Source organism: Winogradskyella pelagia (assembly GCF_017581965.1).
Lineage (GTDB): Bacteria > Bacteroidota > Bacteroidia > Flavobacteriales > Flavobacteriaceae > Winogradskyella > Winogradskyella pelagia.
Window position 1 is genome coordinate 1 of record NZ_JAGEVF010000005.1, and the last position, 17,729, is coordinate 17,729.

The window sequence follows — 17,729 nt, forward strand, 5'->3', positions numbered from 1 at the left end:
ACGGTTACCTCAGCAGTATTCTCACAACCGTTTGCATCTGTACCTGTAACGGTATAGGTTGTTGTTTCAGTTGGCACAAAGGCCTGATTATCCGTTACACCATTATCCCATAGATATGTATCTGCACCTCCACCTGTTAGCGTAACTTCCTCGCCTTCACAAATTTCTAAAGATGTGGCGTTAGCAGTTACTGTTGGTAATGCATTCACCGTTAATGTTGCGATAGAACTGGTTACTGAACAATCATCACTGGTATCACCTGGAGTATTGTTGTCTGCGGTAACGATAACCTGATATTGATTCCCATCGCCACCAGTAGCCATCATCGCAAAGTCTAAGGCAGATGTTGCACTTAGTGCACCAAGGTCTACAAAGCCACCGCCATTACCATCATCTACTTGCCACTGATAGCTTAGTGTGCCGTCTCCTGATGCACTAACATCAAAACTCAGCGCGTCACCATCACAAATCGTTGCATCTTGTGGTTGGGTGTCTATGGCTACTTCGCAAGGACAGTTAATCCCACCATCTGTAATGGTCCAGAACAAACCTTCTAAGGTAGTTTTGCCAGGCTCACCATCACAATATTGACTATTACCACCAGAAAATTGAACAGCAAAAGGTACTGTAGTTTCACCTGTATCTAAAGTTGCCCAACCATTTAATAAGTTATCATAATTAATTTGGGAAAGTGTTACCCCATCAAACATTGCAGATGCAGAAAAAAGTGACGAAATATCCCAGTCACCAATGTTTTGATCAAAGGAAGTAGCATTTCTAAACATACCTGACATTTCTCGAACTGCGCTAACATTCCAAGCAACTAAATCTTGATTAAATGAAGTTGCGCCAGCAAACATATTCACCATCGTTGTAACTGCGGAGACATTCCAACTGGATATATCTTGATCGAAGTTAATGGCGTTGAGAAACATAAACGACATAGACTCAACTTGGCCAACATTCCAACTACCAATATTACCATTAAATGAAGTTGCTCCATTAAACATGTTGTTCATGGCTTTTACACTTGAAACATCCCAAGAATTAAGATCTTGGTTAAATGAAGCCGCACTATCGAACATTGAATTCATATTCTCACATCCAGAAACGTCCCAAGATCCTATATTTTGATTAAATGAGGCTGCTCCATCAAACATATTGTTCATAGTAATAATACCAGAAACATCCCAATTATTAAAAGAAGAAGTGCCTATTAAATTTTGACAGTTGCTAAACGTACTGCTGAAAGACGTAACATTAGACAAATTAGGTGTATCATTTGCTGTAATATTTAAGTTTACACAACTAAGAAAAGCCTGTTCCATACTTGTCCATTCAATATCACCCCATTGATTTACCTCTACTATTTGAAGTCTATTTCCAGATGTACCATTGCCAAAATAAATCCTAGGAAAATCCCCTGTTATAGATACCGTATGTGTACCTGCCGTTGCATAAGTGTGTGTGGCATTGCCTGTTTGGTTGGTATCCACCATTCCGTCGCCCCAGTCTACGGTATAGTTATAACCACTGCCTGTAGTTGGTATGGTTATACTTTCATTGGCCGTTGTGGTTTGCCAGGTGGTGATGAAGGGGGCTTGGGGTGGCGACACATTAACCTCAATTAAACCATTATCAAAGCGTCCATTATTAGCAAAACTGCCATCACTGTCCAGCTTTTTGGCGTAGGTGTTGGTCGCTGGGTCGTACTCAAACAGTACGCCTCTATTATTGCTTCCGCCACGTTCTGTCATCCCGTAGAGCTTACCGTTGGACGCCTGCACCAGGCTGCCCCATGGATTTCGGCCGTTAATGCCATCAAAATCAAACTTTTTCGTGTAGGTGCTCGTCGCTGGGTCGTACTCGAAAAGTACGCCGACAAAATTGCTTCCGCCACCTTGTGTCATCCCATAGAGCTTGCCATTGGATGCCTGTATCAGGCTACCGTAAGGATTCTCACCGTTAGTGCGGTCAAAATCAAATTTGTTAATATAGGTACTGATGGACGGGTCGTACTCAAAGAGTACGCCGTCATTATTACTACCGCCAAGTCGTGTCATCCCGTAGAGCTTGCCGTTTGCCGCCTCGACTAGGCTGCCAAAGGGCTGTCTACCAGTAGTGCCATTAAAATCAAGCCTTTTGGTATAGATGCCCGTTGCTGGGTCATACTCGAAAAGTACGCCAGAGTCAAAGGTGCCTCCACCCTGTGTCATGCCATAGAGTTTGCCGTTGGACGCCTGCACGAGGCTACCATAGGGATTCTGGCCGTTGGAGGTGCCATTAAAATCGAGCCTTTTGGTATAGGTACTAGTTATTGGGTCATACTCAAACAGAACGCCAAAATTATTGCTACCACCTTGTAAAGTCATCCCATAAAGCTTGCCATTGGACACCTGAATTAAGCTACCTAAAGGATTCCGGCCATTGGACGTGCCATCAAAATCGAGCCTTTTGGTATAGGTACTAGTTATTGGGTCATACTCAAACAGAACGCCAAAATTATTGCTACCACCGATTTGTGTCATCCCGTAGAGCATGCCGTTGGAAGTCTGTACCAATCTGCCAGCCGGCTGTAGGCCTTCGAAAGAACTATCAAAATCTAGCTTTTTGGTATAGGTACTAGTGGACGGGTCGTACGCGAAAAGGACACCACTATCATTACTACCGCCACGTCGCGTCATCCCATAGAGCTTTCCGTCGGTCGCCTGCAGTAGGCTGCCACGGGGGGATGCGCCGTTGGATGTGCCGTCAAAATCTAGCCTTTTGGTATAGATGCTCGTTGCAAGGTCGTACTCAAACAGAACGCCAGAATTATTGCTGCCACCACCTTGTGTCATCCCATAGAGCTTCCCGTTTACTGCCTGCACCAGGCTGCCCCATGGACTCCAGCCATTAATGCCATCAAAATCAAACTTTTTCGTGTAGGTGCTTGTCGCTGGGTCGTACTCAAACAGTACGCCAAAATCATTACCAATATTGCCACGTGCTGTCATTCCATAGAGCTTGCCGTTGGTCGCCTCAATCAGACTGCCAAAAGGTTGCCAACCGTTACCATTAGAGGTATTAAAATCTAACTTTTTCGTGAAGGTATCCGTTGCAGGATCGTACTCAAAAAGAACGCCACCGGAAAAGATACCTCCCCCAGATGTCATCCCGTAGAGCTTGCCATTGGACGCCTGAATTAGGCTACCTAAAGGATTCCGGCCATTGAACGTGCCGTCAAAATCGAGCTTTTTAGTATAGGTAGCATTTACTAGATCGTACTCGAAGAGCACGCCATAATCACTGCTTCCGCCTCCACCAGTCATACCGTAGAGCTTTCCATTGGCTGCTTGCACCAGGCTACCATTAGGATTTCGGCCTTTGATGGTTCCATCAAAATCGAGCTTTTTGGCAAAGGTGCTTGTCGCTGGGTCGTACTCAAAAAGTACGCCGCGATTAAAGGTTCCACCAAAAACTGTCATCCCGTAAAGCTTGCCATTGGTCGCCTCCATCAAGCTGCCAATGGGATTTGCCCCATTGGATGCACCATCAAAATCAAGCTTTTTGGTATAGGTGTTAGTGGCTGGGTCGAACTCAAACAGTACACCGAGATTATTGCTTCCACCTTCGTTAGTCATCCCGTATATCTTACCATTGTTAACTTGTATGACTGAACCAGAAGGATCGGCTCCCGCAAAATCTACCGGAAAACCGTATACCAATTGCGCGTTATTACCATTGGCATCCGTTTTAAATATATTACCTTTATTATCTTCTCCTCCTTGAAAAGTCATTCCCCAAAGTTCAGGGCTTTGCGCGTTAAGTGATATAGCCGCAAGCAGGCACAGTATTACTGACAACCCTATGCTAATGCTTCTGCGCTTATTTTTACATATATACGTTTGATAATTCTCTGGTCTAAAAAATGAAAGGGTAAAGGTTTTCATGGTCATGTTGGTTTTTTAATAACATACCATAACCTCGCAATTAAATATGTTGCAATAGATAAAAAAGGCAGATCGGGTAAAACGTAATTATTACCTTAACCAAATACAAATGAACCTGAGAAAACTACAAGTATAGCCCATAGAGGCTCTCTATTTTAAATACTCATTTAAAAGGGGGACGAATAATTTTCAGAATCAAGGTTGTTCAGAATGTTGATTAATAGCAGTTTAAAACTAGTAAAAAAAATATTACGACCCGTTGAGTCTTTTTAAAATTCGCCAAACAGTAAATAAATTCCTTAAAGTGTTAAAGCATCTTAAAATTTAAAATCTATACCTTTAAATATTGTTTTTTAGAAATAACATTACAGCTTAACCCATAGAACATGAAAACCATCCGTTCCGTTGACCACTATATAGCCTTGCACCCAAGTTATTCTGAAGCCCTTCATTTGCTAAGAAAGCTGATTTTATCTACCGAATTACAAGAAGCCATTAAATGGGGTGCTCCTGTGTATACCCTCAATGGTAAAAATATTGTTGGGCTAGGTGCCTTTAAAAATCACTTTGGCTTGTGGTTTTTTAATGGTGTCTTTTTAAAAGACACTGAGAATCTAATGGTTAATGCCCAAGAGAACAAAACCAAGGCCCTACGACAAATGCGGTTTACCCATAAGGATGAGATTAATGCACCTATTGTGTTGGCTTATGTTAAGGAAGCTATTGACAATCAACGCCAAGGACGCGAACTAAAGCCAGAACGCAAAGCAAAACCCCTAGTTATACCTAATGAGCTCAGTTCTGCTTTGAACGCTGACCAGGCATTAAAACAGGCTTTTAAGACATTGACCCCAGGAAAACAGAGGGAATATTGTGAGCACATTAGTTCGGCCAAAAGAGAAACAACCAAACTGGCACGTTTAGAAAAAATAAGGCCCATGATACTTGCTGGCATGGGTCTCTACGAGAAGTATAAAAACTGCTAACAAAAAAATCCGCCTAAATAGGCGGATTTAAATTTTATAAATGGGCTGTTAGAATTACTTCTTCACAACAGGTGCACTTAATTTCTGGCTCATTTCCATGGATATAGCAGAACGGTCGAACTTTAGTTTGCCTGCCATAGTTTCTATAACACAGCTATTATCCTTATCGTTGAGCTCTACTACTTTTCCATGTAAACCGCTTTTAGTAATAATGCGGTCGCCACGTTTCATTTCGCTAGCAAATTTCTTTTCTTTTTTCGCACGCTTCATTTGTGGTGCAATCATAAAGAAATACATCACTGCAAAAATGGCTATAAACGGTAAAAACGAACCTAATCCTTCCATTAAAATTAGTCGTGATTATGGCCTTCGTGACCTGGTTGTGTTGAGGACTTTCTGGCTGGTGTAGCTAAAGGATTACTCGTAGTTTGCTGCACTGTTGCTTTTGATGCTGGAGCGTTTGGATCTTTTTCTACAAATGCCATGATCTTTACAGCTTCAGTTCCTTTTTCAGTATTTGTGGTCATTGTTACTGATTTAGTCACCTTGTTACCATTTCCTTTACCGTTGAATTTTACGGTAAATTCACCTGTTTCTCCTGGAGCTACTTCTTTTGTCCAATTAGAAGGTACGGTACAACCACAAGTACTCTTAATATTGCTTACAACAAGCATTGAATTACCAGAATTTGTGTACTTAAATGTGGTTTCAACAGGAGTCCCATTCTCAATAGAACCAAAGTCGTGCTCCGTTTTATCGAAAGAAATCACAGGGAAGTTTCCTGCATTAGCATCTCTCTCAGCTGCTACTGCAACATTTTCTGATTTAATTTTGTCGGCTGCATTGTCTTTACAAGATGTAAATGCAATCATGCAAAGTGCACCTAAACCTAAAATAACTTTTTTCATTGCTGTATATTTAAATTAATATCTACTTGATTTATTCAGCCGTCGAAGATAAGAATTATTTAAATCAATTGAAAGATTTATCGTTGAGTTAACACTCTATTGTAGGAAATAACTATCACTACTAGGTTTCTATTTTACAATAATCCACGACCAGCCTTAGGATGAAGCCCTTCTTCCTTGTATTCTTTTATAATACGGTCTAAGATACCATTGATAAAAATACTGCTCTTTGGTGTTGAATATTCCTTGGCTATCTCTAAATACTCGTTAATGGTTACTTTATAAGGAATCGATGGGAACTTCTGAAATTCACAGAGAGCCATTTTTAATAGTACTCCGTCTACGCTAGCCAAACGGTCTGCATCCCAGTTTTTAGTTTTAAGGGCTATTTCGCCTCCAAATTTAGAGGCATTTAAAAGCGTCTTTTTCAGTAAGGTTGTTGCAAAGGTTCTGTCTTCTTCGTCCTTGTACAACTCAGGAAGAAGAAACGTATCTGGGTTGGATTCTTTTAATTTCCTAAAGAGCTTTACAATGGCAGTGTTAACAATTGGCAAATCATCTACCCATGTTAATTTTTTATCCTCAAAATACTCGTATAATTTGTCATTTGGCGCAATGACTTCTGAATAGATATTAATAATGAGATTTTTGTCCGCTTCAAAACTAGTCTTACCGGTTTTCGCATAGGCTTGGGTAATACTACTATTATTTATTAATTTGAATAGAATATCTACATACTCAAAATCTAGGTCCCAAAAGTTGAGTTTGCGCTTTTTTATAATTTCTTGAAGTTTTGCATTTGAAACTATAATCTTAAGCACTTTGTTGCTTTCGATCATTGAAGGCATATTTCTGCCTTCTTCAATGTTTGAAAGTGTTTGCTGTATCTTTTTATTATAGTCTACACTCTTTTTGTGGAGTTCAGTTAAGAGCGCAAAAATAGAGAGGTATAAATCGTACATGCTATCTAAGCTATGGAGTAAGAATTTTTCATCCTTAGAGAAATTGTCACTTTCAGTGCCTCTGTAAGCATAGAGAGACTGCATAACTTTTATTCTTATATGTCTTCGAGTAAGCATGTTTAAAGAACTTTCTTATTTAATACTGATTAAAAAAGGTGAACCTTTTTTTTGATTCACCTTGCAAAAATACTATTATTTAATCTCGAAAAAAATTATTTAGAATTTTCTCGCTTTCTTGTCTCTATGCGTTCCCTTGCTATATTTAATGCTGCATTATGCGTTGTTAGTTTATTCACCTTTGCATTATCCAGAATTTCTAGGGTAGTATTATAGATATTTTCTGTCTTGCGCATTATTTCTTGGCGATCGTAATTCTCTAATTCGGCATACACGTTAATGATACCTCCAGCATTAATTAAGAAATCTGGTGCATATACAATACCGCGCTCTTGGAGGATACGACCGTGTTTTTCTTCAACAGCAAGCTGATTATTAGCTGCACCTGCAATTATTTTAGCCTGCAACTTATATATGGTTTTATCATTAATAGTTGCACCAAGTGCACATGGTGCATAAATATCCATTTCTTCACTGTAAATATCTAGTCCACCGTAAATAGTAACATCATATTTGGAGCGGACCTCCTCTAAGCGCTCTTGACTTATATCTGCTATGGTAACATTAGCACCCTCATTAACAAGGTGCTCTACTAAGGCCTCACCAACATTACCAATGCCTTGCACATAGACGTTTTTGTCCTCTAATATATCCGACCCAAATTTAAATTTGGCTGCCGCTTTCATACCCATAAAAACGCCATAAGCCGTAATTGGCGATGGATTCCCAGCGCCACCTTTACTTTCTGAAATTCCGGTAACGTAAGGTGTCACTTCACGAACTAAATCCATATCCTCTGTCTCCATACCAACATCTTCGGCCGTAATGTATTTACCGCTTAAAGAATGTACAAACTCACCGAATTTTTTCATTAATTCGGGTGTTTTTTGAGTTTTGGCATCTCCGATAATCACAGCTTTACCTCCTCCCAAATTTAAGCCCGTTATTGCCGACTTAAAAGTCATACCGCGAGAAAGACGGAGCACATCGTTAAGTGCTTCCCATTCATTATTGTATTGCCACATCCTTGTTCCGCCCAAAGCTGGACCTAATACAGTATTATGTATTCCTATGATCGCTTTTAAACCAGTATCTTTATCATGGCAGAAAACGATTTGTTCGTGATTATCAAAAGAAGCTTGACCGAATACCGGATCGAGTTGTGTTAATTCTTTTGAAGAGACTACGTCTGAAGTCATATCGAATGTATAGATTTAGGCCGTTTAAAAATTGTTTAAAAACGGCTTGCAAAATTAAATTAATATTAGAGGATTAGCAAAATATTAACGTGTAAATGGGATTATCGTAATACTTTTGCCCGACCAAATGCATTATGAAAGCACTTCAACATCTCAATAAATACTTTTATAAATATAGATACCGCTTAATAATTGGGATTTTTATAACCATCATCGCCAAGATATTTGCGCTTTTTACACCACGTTTAATTGGAGCATCGATTAATGTCGTCTCAGACCGATTAGATGGAAAAATCTCTGAAGAGATATTTAGAGCAGAGTTAATGACCAATATTCTGTATTTATTAGGAGCTGCAGTTATTGCAGGACTCTTTACTTTTTTAATGCGTCAGACTATAATCAATGTATCGAGATATATAGAATATGATTTAAAAAATGAGATATACGCGCACTACCAAGTGTTATCCTTAAATTTTTACAAGTCCAATAGAACAGGCGACCTCATGAATAGGATAAGCGAGGATGTAGGTAAGGTAAGAATGTATGTAGGCCCAGCCATAATGTATACTATGAATACCATTACGCTTTTTGCCGTGGCATTAATTTACATGATAAGTACTGCACCTAAATTAACGCTATATACGCTTCTTCCATTACCCATATTATCGGTAGCCATATACAAATTAAGTCGCTTAATAAATCAAAGGAGTACTATTGTACAAGAGTCTTTATCGGCCCTATCAACTTATTCACAGGAGGCATTTAGTGGTATTTCAGTTATTAAATCCTACGGTATTGAGCCAAGTACTAACCATGATTTTGAAAGACTATCTATTGAGAATAGACAAAAGCAAATTGATTTAACCAAAGTACAAGCATTGTTCTTTCCCTTGATGATACTACTTATTGGTATTAGTAATCTATTAGTGATTTATATTGGAGGGTTGCAATACATGAATGGTGAAATTCAACAAATTGGTACTATTGCAGAGTTTATTATATACGTAAACATGTTAACGTGGCCAGTGGCAACCGTTGGGTGGGTGACCTCTTTAGTTCAGCAAGCCGAAGCTTCCCAAAAGCGTATTAATCAATTTCTTAAAACAGAACCTGAAATACAGAATAAAACGGCCCAGCCAACACCAATAAAAGGCGATATTGAATTTAAGAACGTGTCTTTTGTATATCCAGACACAAATATTGAAGCTTTGAAAGATGTCAGCTTTTCATTAAAATCTGGAGAAACCTTAGCTATACTTGGAAAGACAGGTTCAGGAAAATCTACAATTCTAGATCTTATTGGTAGGTTATACGATATAAACAAAGGTTCATTATTAGTTGACAATACTAGAATTGATGAATTAAATCTCACTAGCTTAAGGGAAAGCATTGGTTACGTGCCACAGGATGCCTTTTTGTTTTCAGACAGTATTAGGAACAATATTAAATTTGGAAAAGAAGAAGCTTCTGAAGAGGAGGTTATAGAAGCAGCTAAAAATGCCAGAGTGCATAAAAATATCATAGGATTTAATAAAGGCTACGATACCGTTTTAGGAGAACGCGGCATAACACTTTCGGGTGGACAAAAACAAAGAGTCTCAATCGCAAGAGCTATAATTAAAAAACCGGAAATACTTCTTTTCGATGATTGTTTGTCTGCAGTTGATACGGAGACCGAAGAAAAAATATTGAAAAACCTCGTAAAACTTACCAAAGGTAAAACAACCATTATTGTGAGTCATCGCGTATCTTCAGCAAAAAATGCGGATCAAATTATTGTTCTCGAAGATGGGAAAATTTCTCAATCTGGCACCCATGAAGATTTAATTACCGAAGAGGGCTATTACAAGGAACTCTACACTAAACAACTGTCCGAAAAAGAAATACAATAAATTGTTGGTTACTTTACTTTTTTTTTAGATTTTTGGATTGAATTTTTAAAATCTAATGATTGAGTTATGAGTGATTATGAAATGATGGATAAAGAAGAAATTTATTCTAAAGTTTTACGAGCAGGAAGACGCACCTACTTTTTTGATGTAAGAGCAACTAAAGCAGGTGACTACTACCTCACCATTACAGAAAGTAAAAAGTTTACTAACGACGACGGATCTTACCACTATAAAAAGCATAAAATCTACTTATATAAAGAAGATTTTACAGAGTTTAGAGACATTCTTGCTGAGATGACAGACTATATCATCGAAGAAAAAGGAGAAGAAGTGATAAGCGAGCGTCACCAAAAAGATTACAAGAGAGAAAATGATTTTGCAAGTCAAGAAGGAAAAACTCCAGAAGACACTAGCAAAGGACCAGAAAGTTTCACAGACATAAGTTTTGACGATATTTAAAATCTTCTGTTAAATTAAAATAAAAAGCCGTTACCTCTAGTAACGGTTTTTTTATTTTTAGGCACCAACAAACATTTATAGACTTTATGCGCAATATAATTCTGGTACTATTAGTATTTACGGTTACCCTTTCGTCTCAAAACTCCACGGATTTATCATATTATTTACCATCCGACATTTCTTATAATCCAACTATTCCTACGCCAAAAAGTGTTGTAAGGCACAACGTTGGAGAATGGCATATTACTCACGATAAGTTGGTTGAGTATATGTATGCCTTGGCCAATGCTTCAGATAGGATTACTATAATAGAAACTGGTGAAACTTTCGAAGACAGACCTTTACTATTGTTAACAATAACGTCTCCTGCAAATCACAATTCAATTGACAAAATTAGAAACGACCATATAGAAGGAACTTCTATAGACAACTTTAATGCAGATAGGCCAATTGTGGTTTATCAAGGATTCTCAATCCATGGTAATGAACCTAGTGGCGCAAATGCATCCTTACTCGTCGCATATTATCTAGCCGCAGCTCAAGGTCCTGCCATTGAAGATTTACTTAGTAACACGGTAATTCTTTTTGACCCTTCCTACAATCCAGATGGATTACAACGCTTTGCGTATTGGGCCAATAGCAATCGGTCTATGAATTTGAACCCAGACCCAAATGACAGGGAATATAGTGAAGTTTGGCCTGGTGGAAGAACCAATCATTATTGGTTTGATTTAAATAGAGATTGGTTACCGGCCCAGCTGCCCGAGTCTAGAGCGCGAATTGCCACATTTCATAAATGGCTGCCCAATATCTTAACCGACCATCATGAGATGGGAACAAACTCCAGCTTCTTCTTTCAACCAGGCATACCGTCTAGAACCCACCCGTTAACTCCAAAATTAAATCAAGAGTTGACAAAGGGAATAGCGACTTACCATGCCAAAGCACTAGATGAAATTGGCTCTTTATATTATTCTGAAGAGAGTTTTGATGACTATTATTACGGAAAGGGCTCTACGTTTCCAGATATTAATGGCGGTATAGGAATTCTGTTTGAACAAGCTAGTTCTCGCGGGCATATGCAAGAAAGTGATAATGGAGTTCTAACCTTTCCTTTCACTATTAGAAATCAATTTACGGCAGCTTTGTCTACGCTTGAAGCCGCTAAAAGCATGCGCAAAGAATTGCTTGAGTACCAATACAACTTCTTCAAAAATGCTAGAGCAGAAGGAAAAAAAGAGAATAAAAAAGCAATCATCTTCGGAGACGAAAAAGACGCTGCAAAAACCTATCATCTTGCAGAGATTTTAAAACGTCATCATATTACATTTCACGATTTAGAATCTGATGTAGAGATTAATGGGAAACGTTTCAAAAAAGGCTACAGCTATGTTGTACCAAAAAATCAAAAAAACACTAGGCTCATAAATGCCATGTTTGAAAAACGAACAACATTTCAAGACAGTCTTTTCTATGACATTTCTGCTTGGACGTTTCCTTTAGCGTTTAACTTAGATTATGACGACACAACAATAAAACATGCGGGAAATGAAGTTAAAATACTTGAGCACAAAGCTGGAAGTGTAAGCAATAAAAGCAACTACGCCTATCTTTTTGAGTGGCATGAGTACTATTCTCCAAAGCTCCTAAATACAATTTTAGACCAAGGCATCCGAGCAAAGGTTAGCATGAAACAGTTTAAAGCCAATGGAAAAGCTTATGACTACGGAACAATCATGATTCCTGCTCAAAATCAGAAATTATCCCCAGATGAGATTTATACAGTCTTAAATGAAGCGGCCCAAGAAAGTCATATTACAATAGATGCTGTGGCTACAGGACTTAATGATGGAATAGATTTAGGCAGTAATAACTTTAGGTCATTAGAAAGGCCTCATATTGCGCTTTTAGTGGGAAGTGGTATGAGCTCATACGACGCAGGAGAAATATGGCATGCTTTAGATACACGTTACGATATAACAGTTACAAAATTAGATACTAAAAACTTTAGACGTGCAGATTTATCAAGGTACAACGCTATTATTATGGTTAACTCCTCCTCTGCCTTAGATGAAAATGGTACTAAAAAACTGAAATCGTGGATTGAAAACGGCGGAACACTTATAGCCTATAGAAATGCACTTAAATGGTTAAATAGCAAAAAATTCATTAAAATTGATTTTAAAACTAATAAGCTTACAGCTAAAAACATAAGTTTTGAGCAACAACGCAACTTTAGGGGAGCACAAGTCATTGGAGGCGCAATTTTTGAAGCGGAACTAGATCGCTCTCATCCTATTAACTTTGGATATAAAAATGACAAATTAGCGTTGTTTAGAAACACCTCGCTTTTTATGAAACCAGACAAGAACAGTTACAATAATCCAATACAATACACGGAAAACCCTCTATTAAGTGGCTATATATCAAAACGAAATTTAGACAGCCTATCGCAAACCGTGCCACTTAAAATTGGAGGCCTTGGCAGAGGAACCGTTGTTGGATTTACAGACAATACTAATTTTAGAGCGTTTTGGTATGGTACGAATAAATTATTAATGAATGCTATCTTTTTTAGGGAGGAATTGTAGCAGACTTATCTCATTCTAAACTGATAGTGTTAAGATACTTGGGTTCCATTTTTAATTTTAGATTCCGGACTTAATAAAAACACCTTATTCTCACTAACGGCTCCTATAACCAAGCATTCGCTCATAAAATTGGCTATTTGTTTGTTCGGGAAATTTACCACTGCCACTATTTGCCTATGTTTTAAATCATTTTTAGAATATATAGTTGTTATTTGAGCTGAGGATTTTTTTAGTCCTAATTCACCAAAATCTATGGTTAATTGGTATGCTGGTTTTTTAGCCTCAGGAAAATCATTGACTTCAATTATGGTACCTACTCTAAGATCTACTTTTGTAAAGTCTTCAAATGTTATTATATTTTCCATGCAATGTTGAACTTGTTTCAATATCTTATAACTGAAATAACGTTAATTAAAAATTTAATATAACAAAATAATGGCATTAACCCCTTCAAACATGTTGCCTTTAGGCACCAAAGCTCCAGATTTCAACCTCGTGGACACTGTGGATGACAGAATCAAATCGTTAGGCGCTTTAAAAGGCGCTAATGGTACTTTGGTTATGTTTATTTGTAATCATTGCCCTTTTGTGATTCATGTAAATAAAGAACTGGTAAAACTTGCCTTAGATTATAAGGCCAAAGGAATTAATTGCATTGCTATTTCGAGTAATGATGTAGCCAACTATCCTCAGGATAGCCCAGACTTAATGAAGCAAAACGCCTTAGAGCTAGACTATCCATTCCCCTATCTTTATGATGAAACCCAACAAATTGCTAGAGCATATGATGCAGCTTGTACGCCAGATTTCTTCTTATTTGACGCTAACCTTAAATTAGTATATGCTGGCCAATTGGACGATTCTAGACCAGGAAATGGTATACCAGTCACAGCAAATGATTTAAGATACGCTATGGATGTATTGCTTAAAGATGGTAGCGCTGTGCCTCATCAAAAACCGAGTATGGGATGTAATATTAAATGGAAGTAGTCATACTCATATGAAAACTGTAATTGAAACTGAGCGTTTGGTAATGAGACCAGTTACAATTGACGATGTTAATGATTTTTTTGAACTCGACTCAAATCCTAATGTTCTTAAATTTCTAGGAAATAATCCTATAACATCTATTGAAGAATCTAAAATAATGATTAAAGATATCATTGAGCAGTACAAAACTTTTGGTATCGGGCGTTTAGCAATTACTAAAAAAGACACTAAAGAATTTATAGGTTGGTCTGGTTTAAAATTTGAGCGTGTGGTACGTAAAGAATTTAATTACTGCGATGTTGGTTACAGGTTGAAGGAACAGTTTTGGGGAAACGGTTATGCAACAGAAGCAGCATTAGCTTCAATAGATTTTGGATTTAAAAAATTAAAATTAAAGGAAATTTGTGCTGCCGCAGAGGCAAAGCATGGAGCCAGTAATCATATACTGAAGAAAATAGGAATGACTGAAGCAGGAACTTTTATTTTCGATAATACACTTTGTAATTGGTACGTTATGAAAAACCCCTTAAAATAACAAAACCCCTCTTTTCAAGGGGTTTTGCAATCAATCAAATTACTCTAACCAAATGTTATGATAGTAAGTTCTTATTGAACTTGTAATTTAAAGTTTATTGGGATACTATATGGAACACCCACTGCTTTGTTACGTTGTTTACCAGGTTCCATTTTTGGCAATAGACTCATAATACGCTCTGCTTCTTTTTCTAACAGTTTGTCTGGTCCTCTACTTTTAATTTTAGATACCTTACCTTCTTTATCTATTAAGAAAAATACAAATACTTTTCCGTGTATATTAAGCTCTTTAGCTACCTCTGGATATCTGAAGTGTTTCTGTAAATGCTCTTGCATTTTCTTTTGGAAACAAGCCTTTAGTTCGGCATTAGAACCTGTACAACCAGGGAATCTTGGAACTTGCTCTATAACCGCAAATGGTACTTCTATATCTTCCTCTACTTCAACTACCTCTACCTCTTCAATTGACACCTCACGTTCTTCGATTATATCATCTTGTCCCAATTCTGTACTTTCAACTACAGTTTCTTCTATTTCCTCAACGTCTTCTACAACTTGTATAGCTTCCGTTACTATAGTTTTAGGAGGTGGTGGAGGTGGTATATTGATATTTGTGATAGGAATATCTTCCTCTAATTGATCTTGCAGCATTAAGACATCTATCTTGGTAGCTGATTGTTCGTAAGTCTTATGTTCTAGTCCTAAATATGTCAGGAGTAACATTACGTTTAAGCCAACAGCAAAATATAAACTGCTGTTTCGACCTACATTGGCTTTTGGGTTCTTCTTGAGTTCCATGACGTTTAATTTTATAGTATAAAGCTAACAAGCATTAGCCGGAAAAAGCATGATAAAAGTCATGTTTAAGAAATTGTTAAATTTTTTAACAAATTATAGATTGTTCAATTGATTGTCATTTCCATCCTCACTAATGGTCCAAAAAAAGCCAATAAAAAAGAATTGATCTGCGGCTGGACGTAAGGCTCGCCTATTAAACTGACCGTTTACATCTGGTGTGTTACTATATTGATAACCGTTGATATTTTTAAATCCTAATACATTGTTTACAGATAGATATAAAATCTTCTGCTGATCAATTAAGTAAGCCCAGTTTACACTAAGACTATTAAAAGGTTTAGTACGCTCTTCTAAAAACTTATCGGTATTTGGATCAGTATATGGCCTGCCAGATGAAAAACCATAAGCTATACCTGCTTGACTTTTTAAACTTTCGATCCAATATTTTCCAACGATTGAAAAGTTATGCTTGGTAGCGAATTCTGGTTGTACTGCCATTGGGAAGTTTCTATGGTCTCTTTGGGTGTCTAAAAAAGAGTAGCTTATCCAATAATCTAAGTTTTTTAAACTGGTATTGTCTCTCCAAAATAAGTCAAGACCTTGAGCATAACCATTACCATTAGAATTAATGTTGCTATTGAAGGTTTCAAATTCAGTATCAAACTTTACCAAATTATCGTAATCCTTTCTATAAGCCTCAGCCCTAAATATTTTTCCTTTATCTACATATTGATAGTTTAGAATATAATGAGACGTTTTCTGCGAGCTTAAATTTTGGTTGAATTTTAAGGCATTTGAGTTCGGGTTTTGATAAAAGTTACCATAAGCAAGGGAGAACTGGCCATTTTGAGAAACCTTATAAGCCAATGCAGCACGTGGAGCAATATCTGTGGTTTTAAAAATTTCGCTGTAATCTGCTCGAACTCCTATTTTTAAAGCCAAATTCTTTGAGAAAATTAAATCGGCCTCAGCAAAACCAGCGGTAATATTATTATCAAAACCATAGTCTTCGTCTAAGGTTTGCCCTTTAAAGTTTTCTTGAAATTTGGTCAAAAACTGCTCTAACCCAAAGCTAATTTTAAACCGACTATTAAAGCGCTTCTTTAATTTCACCTTTAAATGGGCTGAATTTTCTTGATTCTCAATATTACTCTCCTCTATGTCCACTCTGTTTTTTGCAAAAGTATAACTGAGTCCAGAAGTCAATGCCCAGCCATTGCCCAAAGCTCCTTTGTAAGAGGAGTTGAGATAAAAGTTATTGTTACTGAGGGCATACTGCAAACCGTCTTCAAAATTGATATCCTCTTGGGTTAGTTCAAAATTAGTAGTATCAAAAGCTGCATAAAATTTAAAAATGCCCGAGTTGAAACGTCGTCTAAAAACCATTTCCCCTTGAGCTGCACTAAAAGGTTTTTCCCAATCATTCCTATCTTCAAAAACAGCCAGGTATGGCCCTAAGTTGATATAATTGGCATTAAAACTTAGAGAAGACTTTTCCCCTTTTTGGGTATTACCCAAACTTGCGCCAACCGTCATTAGACCAATATCTGTTTTTTCTTGAATGGGTTCATTTATTGTATTTAATAGCAGTACACTAGATAGGGCCTGGCCGAACTCTGATGAATATCCGCCTGTAGAAAATGTTATTCCATCGAACAAAAATGGAGAGTAACGACCTCTAGTGGGTATATTATTTGTGGTTGGTGAATAAGGAGTAAAAACCCTTATTCCATCTATAAATATTTGAGTTTCATCTGCATTTCCACCTCTAACAAATAACCTACCATCCTCCGCAACATTAGAAGTTCCTGGCAACGTTTGCAAAGCACCGACAAAGTCGCCTAAAGCACTTGCTGTGGTTACAACATCCAATGGTTTTAAAACAGAGACTTTGCTGTTGTCATTTGCTTCAAAAGTGCCTGCGCTCAAAACAACGGTATCTAAAGACTCAACATCTTCCCTTAACTTAATTTGAAGGTTGGACATCTTAGAAACATCTTTATAAATCGTTTTGGTCTCAAAGGATATAAAGGATACTGTTAAGTTATGCATACCTTTTTCTTCGGTTGAAAAAAAGAACTCTCCATTTTCGTTAGATGTTGCACCGTCGTAAGTACCATCTAAGTAAACATTAGCACCAAAAATTGGTTGGTTTTTAAAGTCTACTACTTTTCCTGAAATTGTAACCTGGGAGTTTCCGTATCGAAAAAGACTAATTAAGACTATGATTATTATCTGTTTCATGATTTGATTGATGATTTTAACTTAAAATCTAATACCCTTTCTTATGAACATCACAAACTTCCTTCAGAATTGCTCAAATAAAAATTCCATTTTACCGAACTGTAACTTTTAAATGAC

14 protein-coding genes are annotated in these 17,729 nt (G+C 37.4%); 6 read left to right on the forward strand and 8 right to left on the reverse strand.

Features of this window, described 5'->3' with window-relative positions; genetic code table 11:
- A partial coding sequence (locus J4050_RS07535; RefSeq protein ID WP_208153901.1) for a choice-of-anchor tandem repeat GloVer-containing protein occupies positions 1-3,932 on the reverse strand: 3,932 nt, incomplete at its 3' end.
- A gap of 386 nt (positions 3,933-4,318) precedes the next feature.
- Between J4050_RS07535 and J4050_RS07540 the strand changes: the two genes are divergently transcribed.
- On the forward strand, positions 4,319-4,918 hold the full coding sequence (locus J4050_RS07540) for a YdeI/OmpD-associated family protein (protein WP_208153903.1): 600 nt from the start codon (positions 4,319-4,321) through the stop codon (positions 4,916-4,918).
- A 54-nt stretch (positions 4,919-4,972) separates the two neighbouring features.
- Here the strand turns inward: J4050_RS07540 and yajC are convergent, their stop codons facing one another.
- The 4 genes from yajC to J4050_RS07560 all read right to left on the reverse strand — a co-directional run bounded on the left by yajC (position 4,973) and on the right by J4050_RS07560 (position 8,104).
- Positions 4,973-5,263 carry a preprotein translocase subunit YajC gene (gene yajC, locus J4050_RS07545; RefSeq protein WP_208153905.1) on the reverse strand — a complete coding sequence of 97 codons (291 nt, stop codon included), beginning with the start codon at positions 5,261-5,263 and terminating at the stop codon, positions 4,973-4,975.
- A 5-nt stretch (positions 5,264-5,268) separates the two neighbouring features.
- Positions 5,269-5,826, reverse strand: coding sequence for a DUF1573 domain-containing protein (locus tag J4050_RS07550; RefSeq protein ID WP_208153907.1), 558 nt, complete (start codon positions 5,824-5,826; stop codon positions 5,269-5,271).
- A 134-nt stretch (positions 5,827-5,960) separates the two neighbouring features.
- On the reverse strand, positions 5,961-6,872 hold the full coding sequence (nusB, locus tag J4050_RS07555; protein ID WP_243878582.1) for a transcription antitermination factor NusB: 912 nt from the start codon (positions 6,870-6,872) through the stop codon (positions 5,961-5,963).
- Between the two features lie 128 nt (positions 6,873-7,000).
- A complete protein-coding gene (locus J4050_RS07560; RefSeq protein ID WP_208153911.1) occupies positions 7,001-8,104 on the reverse strand; it encodes a Glu/Leu/Phe/Val dehydrogenase dimerization domain-containing protein in 1,104 nt (367 codons plus the stop codon).
- 134 nt (positions 8,105-8,238) lie between these two features.
- Here J4050_RS07560 and J4050_RS07565 point away from each other — a divergent pair, with 134 nt between their 5' ends.
- The 3 genes from J4050_RS07565 to J4050_RS07575 all read left to right on the forward strand — a co-directional run bounded on the left by J4050_RS07565 (position 8,239) and on the right by J4050_RS07575 (position 13,046).
- Entirely contained in the window at positions 8,239-9,996 is a 1,758-nt protein-coding gene (locus J4050_RS07565; protein ID WP_208153913.1) for an ABC transporter ATP-binding protein, read from the forward strand.
- A 66-nt stretch (positions 9,997-10,062) separates the two neighbouring features.
- A complete protein-coding gene (locus J4050_RS07570) occupies positions 10,063-10,455 on the forward strand; it encodes a PUR family DNA/RNA-binding protein (RefSeq protein ID WP_208153915.1) in 393 nt (130 codons plus the stop codon).
- Positions 10,456-10,541: 86 nt separating this feature from the next.
- A complete protein-coding gene (locus J4050_RS07575) occupies positions 10,542-13,046 on the forward strand; it encodes a M14 family metallopeptidase (protein WP_208153917.1) in 2,505 nt (834 codons plus the stop codon).
- Positions 13,047-13,075: 29 nt separating this feature from the next.
- Here J4050_RS07575 and J4050_RS07580 read toward each other — a convergent pair whose 3' ends face one another.
- Positions 13,076-13,411 carry a tRNA-binding protein gene (locus J4050_RS07580; RefSeq protein ID WP_208153919.1) on the reverse strand — a complete coding sequence of 112 codons (336 nt, stop codon included), beginning with the start codon at positions 13,409-13,411 and terminating at the stop codon, positions 13,076-13,078.
- Between the two features lie 70 nt (positions 13,412-13,481).
- Between J4050_RS07580 and J4050_RS07585 the strand changes: the two genes are divergently transcribed.
- Positions 13,482-14,036, forward strand: coding sequence for a thioredoxin family protein (locus J4050_RS07585; protein WP_208153921.1), 555 nt, complete (start codon positions 13,482-13,484; stop codon positions 14,034-14,036).
- Positions 14,037-14,046: 10 nt separating this feature from the next.
- On the forward strand, positions 14,047-14,571 hold the full coding sequence (locus tag J4050_RS07590) for a GNAT family N-acetyltransferase (RefSeq protein WP_208153924.1): 525 nt from the start codon (positions 14,047-14,049) through the stop codon (positions 14,569-14,571).
- A gap of 71 nt (positions 14,572-14,642) precedes the next feature.
- On the opposite strand, the gene J4050_RS07595 is transcribed toward J4050_RS07590, so the two are convergent.
- Both J4050_RS07595 and J4050_RS07600 read right to left on the reverse strand, forming a co-directional pair.
- Positions 14,643-15,368: an energy transducer TonB gene (locus J4050_RS07595; RefSeq protein WP_208153926.1), complete on the reverse strand. Its 726-nt coding sequence runs from the start codon at positions 15,366-15,368 to the stop codon at positions 14,643-14,645.
- 93 nt (positions 15,369-15,461) lie between these two features.
- On the reverse strand, positions 15,462-17,612 hold the full coding sequence (locus J4050_RS07600) for a TonB-dependent receptor (RefSeq protein ID WP_208153928.1): 2,151 nt from the start codon (positions 17,610-17,612) through the stop codon (positions 15,462-15,464).
- Positions 17,613-17,729: the final 117 nt, after the last annotated feature.